The following is a 10,251-nucleotide window of genomic DNA, read 5'->3' on the forward strand; positions in this document are numbered from 1 at the left end:
CGAAAGAAGCTATTTTTTCAGGTTTTAGCGATAATCACAGAAAAAAGATAAAAAAAGTGCTGCTTTTAACTTAAGCTGTTTTACAATGCGCGGCCAAAAAGTAAGGACTTATGCGGTTTATCAAATTTGCCACAGTATCATTGGATTAAATTTTTCTCAAAAGAGGAATTAGCAATGCCTATTATGACCTTAGAACAATGTGTAGGAAATACACCGTTAGTACGCTTGCAGCGTTTAGGTATAGAAACAGGTAATACGCTTTTAGTTAAATTAGAAGGCAATAATCCAGCAGGCTCGGTCAAAGATCGTCCAGCATTAAGTATGATTCAACATGCCGAACAAAGAGGTTTAATTAAATCAGGTGATACTTTAATTGAAGCAACCAGTGGCAATACAGGTATTGCTTTAGCCATGGTGGCTGCCATGAAAGGTTATAAAATGATTTTAATTATGCCTGACCATATGAGCCAAGAGCGTAAAGACGCGATGGCGGCTTATGGTGCAACATTAATTGAAGTTTCACAGCAACAAGGCATGGAAGGCGCAAGAGATTTAGCCTTAAAAATGCAAACAGAAGGCAAAGGCATTGTTTTAAATCAATTTGGTAATCCCGATAATCCACTTGCCCATTATCAAGGAACAGGCCCAGAAATATGGCGAGATACAGAAGGAAAAGTCACCCATTTTATTAGCTCGATGGGTACAACAGGTACAATTATGGGAACTTCTCGGTTTTTGAAAGAGCAAAATCCCAATATACAAATTATTGGTTTGCAACCCATGGCAGGTGCGCAAATCGCAGGTATTAGACGTTGGCCGCAAGAGTATTTGCCAACCATTTTTGAAGCACAACGTGTTGACCAAATTATTGATATTCCACAAGCTGCTGCCGAACAAACGATGCGTGATTTAGCCCATTTTGAGGGCATTTGTGCAGGTGTTTCATCAGGCGGAGCGGTTTGGGCTATGTTACAATTAGCTCAGCAAGTTAAAAATGCGACGATGGTTGCAATTATTTGTGATCGTGGAGATCGTTATTTATCAACGGGATTATTTAGCCGTTAATTTATTATTCTTAGAATAGGGAGCGCGAGTTATGTATAAAGAAAAAGCGACTTTGGTTTTTGATATTGAAACAGTACCTGATATTGCCAAAGCCAAACAAATCTATAACTTAGGTAATTTAACAAACGAAGAAGCCTATGAAGCCCTAAAAAATATGCGTCGCCAAGAAACGGGTGGTTCTGATTTTTTTAGACATCATTTGCATAAAGTTGTGTGTATTTCTGTGGTATTACGCATGGGAGACAGCGTTCGTGTGTGGTCATTAGGTGATGAAAATGCCACTGAAGCTGAAATTATCAAGCGTTTTTTTACCGCCATTGATAAATATGATGTCACTCTTGTTTCTTGGAATGGTGGTGGTTTTGACTTACCTGTTTTGCATTATCGTGCGATGTTGCACGAAATTACCGCCCCAATGTATTGGGAGTTAGGCGATCATTATAAAGAATTTAGATACAACAATTACATCAATCGTTTTCATATGCGCCATGTCGATTTGATGGATGTTTTGTCATTGTATCAAGCACGTGCAACACAGCCCTTAGAACAGATTGCCACTTTTTTAGGCTTTCCAGGTAAATTAGGCATGGATGGCAGCCAAGTGTATGACTTACATCAGCAAGGTCAAATTGAGCGCATCCGCAATTATTGCGAAAGTGATGTTTTAAATACATGGTTGATTTATTTACGTTTTCAATTAATGCGTGGCGAAATTATGAAACCCGCATATCAGCAAGAAATTACTTTATTAAAAAACACCTTAGCCAGCAGTGATAAAGACCATTTGTTTGACTTTTTAGATGCTTGGGAAGATCAAGAAGCGAAATATTTATGAACAGAAAGCAACGTGAACGAATTAAACAGCAACCACCAATTACTTTAGAAGTGACAAAGTTGGGACATGATGGGCGAGGTGTTGCTCATCATGACGGAAAAGTGGTCTTTGTTGATGGCGCTTTAGCAGGCGAAGTGGTTGAAGCCAAAGTCACGTTAATTCGTAGTAAATATGATGAAGCAAACACCGTTAATGTGATTAAGGCTTCACCCTTAAGAGTACAACCTCCATGCAAACATTTTGGTGTGTGTGGTGGTTGCTCTTTGCAACACATTGATGCTCAGGCACAAATTGAGCTGAAGCAAGAAGTGTTAGCTGAGCAATTTAAACATTTTGGACAACTTGAGCCACAAGAATGGTTAGCTCCTTTGCGCCACAGTCAAGCAGGCTATCGTCGTAAAGCGCGTTTTGGCGTACGTTTTGTCATTAAAAAAGATAGCTTGTTATTAGGTTTTAGAGAAAAAGGCTCAAACTATTTAGCAGAATTAGAAAGCTGTGCGGTAATGGATCCCCGTTTAGGCCAATCGATTATGCCATTACGCGAGTTAATTGGTGGTTTGGCAGGCAAAGATGATATTCCACAAGTTGAAGTCGCCGCAGGTGATGACAGTGTGGCGTTGATTTTTCGGCATATGCAGCCTTTAGTTGATGAAGATGTACAAGCATTGATTAATTTCTGTCAACAACGTGATTGGCAATGTTACTTGCAGCCAAGTGGTTATGACAGTGTCCATCGTGTTTATCCAGTCGATGGTGAAGATCGTTTGCATTACGCCATGCCTGATTTTGGCTTAACGATGCGTTTTTATCCCTTAGACTTTACCCAAGTAAATACCGAAATTAACCAAAAAATGGTTAAGTTAGCCCTTGATTTATTAGATCCAAAACCCAATGAAAGGGTGTTAGATTTATTTTGTGGTTTAGGTAACTTTACTTTACCCTTGGCAACCCGTGCTCAATATGTGATTGGTGTTGAAGGCGATCAAGCAATGGTTGAACGTGGTTATGAAAATGCCCGTCATAATCAACTCAGCAATGTCGATTTTTATGCTCAAGATTTAACCGCTGATTTTTCCCAACAACCGTGGGCTAAAGAAGGTTTTGATGCATTATTAATTGATCCGCCACGTTCAGGTGCATTGGAAGTGGTACGATATTTGCCTAATTTTGGAGCAAAACGTATTGTCTATGTGTCCTGTAATCCTGCAACCTTGGCACGAGATGCTGGCGAATTGGCTAAAGCAGGCTATACCTTAGTCAAGGCAGGGGTAATGGATATGTTTACCCATACGGCACATGTTGAATCTATTGCATTATTTATTAAAGAATAATTACTAAATTTGGTTGTACACTGAGCGACGTTGAAGTGGTTTCGACGCCGCTCAACTACCCTAGTTTTAGAGCGGTAATTATGGTTAAAGTACGCGAAGACTATCCCATGACTGCCGATGGTGCAGTCGACCTAGAGTTGTGGTTGCAGCGTATTGCCGCACGAGTCGAACTACAAAATCCTGATGTGCTACGGCAAGCATGTTTGTTTGCTAAAGAAGCCGATGAGGTATATGACCGTGAACACTTATGGAGTACGCGGATCAGTAGTTTCTTAACAGGTCTGGCGATGGCTGATATTTTGGCTGATTTAAAATTAGACCAAGAATCACTCGTGGCCGCTGTGTTATATCGTGCTGTTCGTGAAGAAAAAACAACGTTAGAGATTATCGCTCGTGTTTTTGGCCGTGATACTGCACAGTTGATTGATGGCGTGTTAAAAATGGCGACCATCAGCCAATTGATTAACCCCAATAGCCATAATCAAAAATTTAGTCAATCACAACAACAGCTGGATAACGTCCGTAAAATGTTGGTGTCGATGATTGATGATGTACGTATTGCCTTAATCAAATTGGCAGAACGTACTTTTGCCATTCGAGAATTAAAAGATGCCAATCCTGAGCGACAAAGACGTGTTGCTCGAGAAATTTTTGATATTTATGCCCCTTTAGCCCATCGACTTGGCATTGGCCATATTAAATGGGAACTCGAAGATTTATCGTTTAGATATTTAGAGCCAGAAGCCTATAAACACATTGCTCGACTCTTAGATGAAAAGCGTTTGCAACGTGATGAATATATTCACAATGTCACTAAAACTTTGCGTGATACCTTAGCACATGCTGATATTCAGGCAGAGGTGTCAGGGAGAGCAAAACACATTTATTCGATTTGGCGCAAAATGCAGCGCAAAAAGCTCAGTTTCCATGAGTTATACGATATTCGTGCGGTGCGTGTGTTGGTGCCATCAGTCAAAGATTGTTATGCAGCCTTAGGTATTGTCCATTCTTTATGGAAACATATTCCCAAGGAATTTGATGATTATATTGCCACCCCTAAAGAAAATGGTTATCGCTCCTTGCATACAGCGGTGATTGGTCCTGAGGGTAAAGCTTTAGAAGTGCAGATTCGTACCAACAATATGCACGAAGAAGCTGAATTAGGGGTCTGTGCGCATTGGGTTTATAAAGAGGGTACAAAAGGCAACAAAGACGCAGGTTACGAAAGTAAAATTGCATGGTTACGTCAGGTTTTAGAATGGCAAGATGATATGGGGGAAACTCAAGTTGATGAGTTTGCCGATCAATTAAGCCAAGCTATTCGTTACGAACGTGTATATGTGTTTACTAAAGACGGCCATGTCATTGATTTACAAGCAGGCGCAACACCGTTAGATTTTGCTTATAGTATTCATACCCAAATTGGTCATGGTTGTCGTGGGGCAAAGGTAAATGGCCGTATTGTGCCGTTAACCTATAAATTACAAACCAGTGATCAAGTTGAAATTCTTACCCAAAAAGGCGCAACCCCAAGTCGAGATTGGTTGTTACCAAGTTTAGGTTATTTGGGAACCTCACGTGCTCAAGCAAAAGTAAAGCAGTGGTTTAAACAACAAGACCGTGAAAATAATATCACAGCGGGTCGCGAGATTTTAGAAAAAGAACTGTCTCGTTTAGCTCTCAACATGAAAATGGTGAATCTGCAAGATTATGCTGCACGTTTTAATGTTAAGCATAGTGATGATATTTTAGCGGGAATTGGTGCAGGTGACATTCGTCCTGCGCATATTGTCAATGCGATTGCCGAAAAACTCACACAACCACAAGTCGAAGTACAACCACAAGAAGTGATTCGACCAAGTCGTGTAAAACCCAATAAGAGTGGTGTGGTGGTTGAAGGAATCGACAATATTTTGATTCATTTGGCTAATTGTTGTCACCCTGTGTATGGCGAACCAATTATGGGGTTTATTACTCATAATCGTGGTGTGAGTGTACATAGTCGTTCTTGTGCTGAATTATTACGTTTGCAGAGTGAAGAGTCTGAGCGAGTCATTGAAGTACAATGGCAACAAGGTGCAACAAGCAGCGTTCAGTCAGTGAATATTATGGTTAAAGCATGGGATAGAACAGGCTTATTACGTGATATTACCGCAGTCTTAGCGAACGAACATGTGAATGTTACGGGTGTGAATACTCAATCCAATAAACAAGACGGTACAGCGCAAATGCAAATTACCGTTGAAGTATCTGGTGTTGAGCAATTAGCGAAAGTATTGCAAAAAATTGAACAACAACCTAATGTCATTTTGGCAAGACGAATGGGCTTGTAAACCATGCAAGCCATTTTTATCTTACTCGTCTTTCAATTGATGGGAGAGCTGGCCGTCCATTATCTACATTTGCCGTTATCGGGTGGTATTATGGGGATGGTATTGTTGTTTGCTTTTTTATTAATTTATGGTCGTGTTCCCGAGAGTCTAGCTTTTTTTACCCCCAAATTTTTACAGCATTTAGCCTTATATTTATTGCCCGTTTCTGCGGGCGTAATTACTTTGTGGCCACTGTTACAAAAGGAAGGATTGCTTATTATTAGCGTCATGGTGATTTCAACCCTTATTCCTTTAGTATTGTGTGCATGGTGCTTAGATAAATGGCTAAGCAAACAAGGTAAATTTTAATGGCTAGTGACCTCCTAAGTACGCCTCTAGTGTGGATGACAGTAACTTTAACCGCCTATGAAGCAGGTTTTTGGTTGCACCGACGTTTAAAAGAGCCAGTCTTAGTGCCACCCATGTTGTTGTCATTAACGATATTAATCATGGTGTTATTGGCGGCTGATGTAAATTATCAGCAGTATTTTAAAGCCAATGCGTTTATCCACTTTTTATTGGGCACCTCAACTGTTGCCTTGGCTGTGCCTTTATATCAATCTTTACCACGTTTAAAAGCCGCAGCTTTGCCGTTATTAGTCGTGTTGTTGATTGGTTCAGTGGTTGGTGCAGGTGTGGCCTTAGCCTTAGCGCAATTATCGGGTTTATCACATAGTAGCGTTTTAGCATTTGCCACAAGGGCAGTGACCACACCAATGGCCTTGGGTATTGCCGAAAAAATTCATGCGCCATTAGCCTTAGCGTCTGCCATTGTCATTGTTTCGGGTTTAGTGGGGGCAATTGCTGCCGAAGCCTTATTAAAGTTTGTGCGTCATGATATGGCTAAAGGCTTTGCTTTGGGATTGGCAGCGCATGGTGTGGGGACGGCACGTGCCTTACAAATTAGCCCAACAGCAGGTGCATTTGCGGCATTGGGGATGAGTTTAAATGGTATTTTGACCGCTTTATGGTTGCCGAGCGTGATTAAATGGGTTTTTGCCTAATTAAAATTGTTCAGAAAATTAGCGTAAATGTCGAAGTTTTCACGACTTACTGAAAAAATACCTGTAAATCACTGCCTAAATTACAGAAAGATGATATTATTAGGCAGCCGAGTTTTTACTCGGTTTTTTTGTGTCTTAAACACGACTTACGCGTTGCTTTGCAATTAGCACGTTGTATAGATTTAAAATGTACACATTTTCAATCTATACATGAGTGATAACCGCGTAAGTCTGATTAGCGAGTCTTAAGCATGGTTACTCGTGCCGAAACGTGGTTATTGCCCGATGGTATTCAAGATGTATTGCCCAAAGATGCAATCCGTTTAGAAGCATTACGCCGTCGTTTATTAGATTTATATCAAAGCTGGGGTTACGAATTAGTTTTCCCACCTTTAGTCGAATATTTAGAGTCCTTATTAACTGGTTCAAGTCACGACTTAGAGTTGATGACCTGTAAAATTACCGACCAATTAACGGGACGTTTGATGGGTGTGCGTGCTGATATTACGCCACAAGTTGCCCGTTTAGATGCACATTGTTTGCCTCATGAGCATACAGCACGGTATTGTTATAGTGGTACTATTTTAACCACCTTACCCCAAGGCTTAAGCACCTCACGCGCACCTATTCAAATTGGTGCGGAGTTATATGGTTGTGCAGGTGTTGCGGCTGATATTGAAATTATTCGGTTGATGTTAACGACATTGTTACAAGCAGGTGTGCCACAAATTCACCTTGATTTGGGTCATGTCGCTGTTTTTAGAGAACTTGCGAAAGCTGCACAATTATCAGTTGAACAAGAAAGCCAACTGTTTGATATCTATCAGCGTAAAAGTTTACCTGAATTACAAGCCTTAGGCAGTCAATTGCCTCAGGCAGAATGGTTTGTGGCTTTAGGGCAGTTGTCTGGTGGTGTTCAAGTGATTGAACAAGCCCAACTAGCGTTTGCTAATGCACCAGATAAAGTGAAACAAGCCTTAGCAGATATACAAACTATCGTTCAAGCGTTACAAGGTTTTGCGGATAATGTCAGTATTTCGGTTGATTTAAGCGAATTGCGCGGTTATCACTATCATACAGGGTTAGTATTTGCCGCCTATACCGCACACTCTGCGGCAGAAATTGCCAAAGGTGGCCGTTATGATTGTATTGGTGAAGCCTTTGGTCGTGCACGTCCTGCAACAGGTTTTAGTGCAGATTTAAAAACTTTAGTCAGTTTTGTTGAGCAAGTGGCGGCTACGCACAAGATTTTTGCACCTGCAATTGACGATAATTCATTGCAAATTATGATGACGCAACTACGCTATCAAGGTCATATTGTGATTCAAGCATTAACCGATGATCGTAGTACAGCACAACAATTAGGTTGTACACAGCAACTCGTTTTGCGTCAACAAACGTGGCAAGTTGAAGATTTATAGCGATTTATGAGGACTTACGTGCTTATTGTTTTTTGCTCGTAAAATGAGCAGATTTCGGTAAAATGCGTAAGTCCTGTTTATTTTATTGTTTCTCATAGGGTTATCTTAAATGGGTAAGAATGTTGTTGTCCTTGGTACACAATGGGGTGATGAAGGTAAAGGCAAAATCGTTGATTTGCTCACCGATAATGCAGCAGCCGTCGTGCGTTATCAAGGCGGCCATAACGCAGGTCATACCTTAGTTGTTGGTGGCGAAAAAACAGTTTTGCACTTAATTCCTTCTGGGATTTTGCGTGAAGGCGTATTGTGTTTAATTGGCAATGGTGTGGTATTAGCACCAGATGCATTATTAAAAGAAATGAACACCTTAGAAGCGAAAGGTGTGCCTGTTCGTCAACGTTTGCGTATTTCTCCAAACTGTCCATTAATTTTGCCTTATCACTGTGCTTTAGATAAAGCGCGTGAAGCTGCACGTGGTAAATCTGCGATTGGTACAACAGGTCGTGGTATTGGCCCAGCTTATGAAGACAAAGCGGCTCGTCGTGGTTTGCGTTTGGGTGATTTGATTCGTGGTGATGGTTTTGCCGAAAAGTTAGCAGCGGTGATGGAATATCATAACTTCCAATTGCAGCACTACTACAAAGCTGATCCTGTTGATTTTCAACAAACCTTAGACGCAGCATTAGCTTGGGGCGAACAGATTAAAGACCTCGTTGCTGACGTATCAACGATTCTTCACGATTTCCGTCGTGCAGGTAAAGATTTGATGTTTGAAGGTGCACAAGGCTCTTTATTAGACATCGACCACGGTACTTATCCGTTTGTGACTTCCTCAAATACCACGGCAGGTGGCACAAGCACAGGTTCTGGTTTTGGCCCATTGTACTTAGATTACGTTTTAGGTATCACCAAAGCTTATACTACACGTGTTGGTGGTGGCCCATTCCCAACCGAATTGCCTTATGACGCTGCGAGTGATTCAGGTGATGCCATTGGTAAGCATTTAGGCGTTAAAGGCCACGAGTTTGGTGCAACAACAGGCCGTCAACGTCGTTGTGGTTGGTTTGATGCCGTTGTTTTACGTCGTGCTGTTGAAATCAACTCTATTTCTGGCTTATGTTTAACTAAGTTAGATGTGTTGGATGGTTTGGACAGCATTAAAATTTGTGTTGGCTATAAATCTTTAAAGCCAAACAGTGTGGAATGTTTAAGCTCTGACGCAGAATCTTTTGCTCATGTTGAGCCTATTTATGAAGAAATGGCAGGTTGGGAAGGTACAACCGTTGGTGCTAAGTCTTTAGACGATTTGCCAGCTAATGCCCGTGCTTATATTAAACGTATCGAAGAAGTGGTAGGTTGCCCAATTGATATTATTTCAACAGGCCCAGACCGCGAAGAAACGATTGTGTTAAGACATCCGTTTAATTGATGTTGTTGGGGCAGACCTATGAGTCTGCCCTTTAATATTAATCCTCTAACTCATCTGAGCTGTACTGATATTGCAAATAGTATTCAATAGTTTTTAATTTGTTCAATGACGCATCATAGCCTATCTCAAAACGTTGTTCTAAGTCTAAGTGTGGATAGTCAGTAAGCATCACTGTTAGTTTTTGGACTAAATCCTCATCAAAAATTAAGAAAAAAGCAATATATCCGCCCAAACATAAAGCATGTGAGCTAAGACTAAAAAATTCTAAGTTGCCACCTACATTCAAACTACGAGCTTTACCGCTTTGAGGCGATAAATAACTGATAGTTATCTGACACTGATTATCTGTTAATTCAATATTCTCAACTTTCACTTTGACAAATAAAGATTTTTCTCGATAAAAACAACTACGGTTTAATAAATTGAGTTGCTCAATTTGTTCGGCTGTGACTGACATTGCTAAATCTCCACTCTAAAAATAAATCAATTATCACTATTTTCACGACATTTTTTGTCGTATCACTCTGACAAAATCAATGCTTCATCAATAGTCATTATCAAAATATCATCAATATTTTTCCCTTCAAAAGCAACTTCGAGTATTTCTTTTTTAAATCGTTTTCCGCCACAAGTTTCGCAAGGCAATTCAACATCTGCCATAAAAACCATTTCTACATTAATTACACCATCGCCTTTACAAGTTTCGCAACGACCTCCATCTACATTAAACGAAAAATGTTTGGGTTGGTAGCCTCTTGTTTTTGATAATTTTTGTTTTGAGAATAAATCCCGAA

Annotated in this window: 9 protein-coding genes and 1 pseudogene; 8 read left to right on the forward strand and 2 right to left on the reverse strand. The window is 40.4% G+C overall.

Features of this window, described 5'->3' with window-relative positions; all coding sequences use genetic code 11:
* Nucleotides 1-174 precede the first annotated feature (174 nt).
* From cysM to Q0212_RS15330, 8 genes are all read left to right on the forward strand, one after another.
* Nucleotides 175-1,065, forward strand: coding sequence for a cysteine synthase CysM (gene cysM / locus Q0212_RS15295; protein ID WP_297927111.1), 891 nt, complete (start codon nt 175-177; stop codon nt 1,063-1,065).
* A 31-nt stretch (nt 1,066-1,096) separates the two neighbouring features.
* A complete protein-coding gene (locus tag Q0212_RS15300) occupies nt 1,097-1,900 on the forward strand; it encodes a 3'-5' exonuclease (RefSeq protein WP_297927113.1) in 804 nt (267 codons plus the stop codon).
* Entirely contained in the window at nt 1,897-3,231 is a 1,335-nt protein-coding gene (gene rlmD / locus Q0212_RS15305; protein WP_297927115.1) for a 23S rRNA (uracil(1939)-C(5))-methyltransferase RlmD, read from the forward strand. The genes Q0212_RS15300 and rlmD overlap by 4 nt, the downstream gene beginning before the upstream one ends.
* An 80-nt stretch (nt 3,232-3,311) precedes the next feature.
* Nucleotides 3,312-5,564 (forward strand): GTP diphosphokinase, encoded by a 2,253-nt coding sequence (gene relA, locus Q0212_RS15310; RefSeq protein ID WP_297927117.1) that lies wholly within the window; start codon nt 3,312-3,314, stop codon nt 5,562-5,564.
* Nucleotides 5,565-5,567: 3 nt separating this feature from the next.
* A complete protein-coding gene (locus tag Q0212_RS15315; protein ID WP_297927120.1) occupies nt 5,568-5,912 on the forward strand; it encodes a CidA/LrgA family protein in 345 nt (114 codons plus the stop codon).
* A complete protein-coding gene (locus tag Q0212_RS15320; RefSeq protein WP_297927122.1) occupies nt 5,912-6,607 on the forward strand; it encodes an LrgB family protein in 696 nt (231 codons plus the stop codon). The genes Q0212_RS15315 and Q0212_RS15320 overlap by 1 nt, the downstream gene beginning before the upstream one ends.
* Nucleotides 6,608-6,858: 251 nt before the next feature.
* On the forward strand, nt 6,859-8,028 hold the full coding sequence (locus Q0212_RS15325; RefSeq protein ID WP_297927125.1) for an ATP phosphoribosyltransferase regulatory subunit: 1,170 nt from the start codon (nt 6,859-6,861) through the stop codon (nt 8,026-8,028).
* A gap of 109 nt (nt 8,029-8,137) precedes the next feature.
* A complete protein-coding gene (locus Q0212_RS15330; RefSeq protein WP_297927126.1) occupies nt 8,138-9,457 on the forward strand; it encodes an adenylosuccinate synthase in 1,320 nt (439 codons plus the stop codon).
* A 37-nt stretch (nt 9,458-9,494) separates the two neighbouring features.
* Here Q0212_RS15330 and Q0212_RS15335 read toward each other — a convergent pair whose 3' ends face one another.
* Both Q0212_RS15335 and Q0212_RS15340 read right to left on the reverse strand, forming a co-directional pair.
* Nucleotides 9,495-9,914 carry a hypothetical protein gene (locus tag Q0212_RS15335; RefSeq protein WP_297927128.1) on the reverse strand — a complete coding sequence of 140 codons (420 nt, stop codon included), beginning with the start codon at nt 9,912-9,914 and terminating at the stop codon, nt 9,495-9,497.
* 62 nt (nt 9,915-9,976) lie between these two features.
* Nucleotides 9,977-10,251: pseudogene (locus tag Q0212_RS15340) on the reverse strand (excinuclease ABC subunit A); the annotation flags it as partial.

Origin of the sequence: uncultured Agitococcus sp., from assembly GCF_937920075.1 — a bacterium.
Lineage (GTDB): Bacteria > Pseudomonadota > Gammaproteobacteria > Pseudomonadales > Moraxellaceae > Agitococcus.

Excerpts from the sequence above, each read along its gene's own strand:
- cysM (WP_297927111.1), top strand. The coding sequence starts at position 175 with ATGCCTATTATGACCTTAGAACAATGTGTAGGAAATACACCGTTAGTA.
- Q0212_RS15300 (WP_297927113.1), top strand. The coding sequence starts at position 1,097 with ATGTATAAAGAAAAAGCGACTTTGGTTTTTGATATTGAAACAGTACCT.
- rlmD (WP_297927115.1), top strand. The coding sequence starts at position 1,897 with ATGAACAGAAAGCAACGTGAACGAATTAAACAGCAACCACCAATTACT.
- relA (WP_297927117.1), top strand. The coding sequence starts at position 3,312 with ATGGTTAAAGTACGCGAAGACTATCCCATGACTGCCGATGGTGCAGTC.
- Q0212_RS15315 (WP_297927120.1), top strand. The coding sequence starts at position 5,568 with ATGCAAGCCATTTTTATCTTACTCGTCTTTCAATTGATGGGAGAGCTG.
- Q0212_RS15320 (WP_297927122.1), top strand. The coding sequence starts at position 5,912 with ATGGCTAGTGACCTCCTAAGTACGCCTCTAGTGTGGATGACAGTAACT.
- Q0212_RS15325 (WP_297927125.1), top strand. The coding sequence starts at position 6,859 with ATGGTTACTCGTGCCGAAACGTGGTTATTGCCCGATGGTATTCAAGAT.
- Q0212_RS15330 (WP_297927126.1), top strand. The coding sequence starts at position 8,138 with ATGGGTAAGAATGTTGTTGTCCTTGGTACACAATGGGGTGATGAAGGT.
- Q0212_RS15335 (WP_297927128.1), bottom strand. The coding sequence starts at position 9,914 with ATGTCAGTCACAGCCGAACAAATTGAGCAACTCAATTTATTAAACCGT.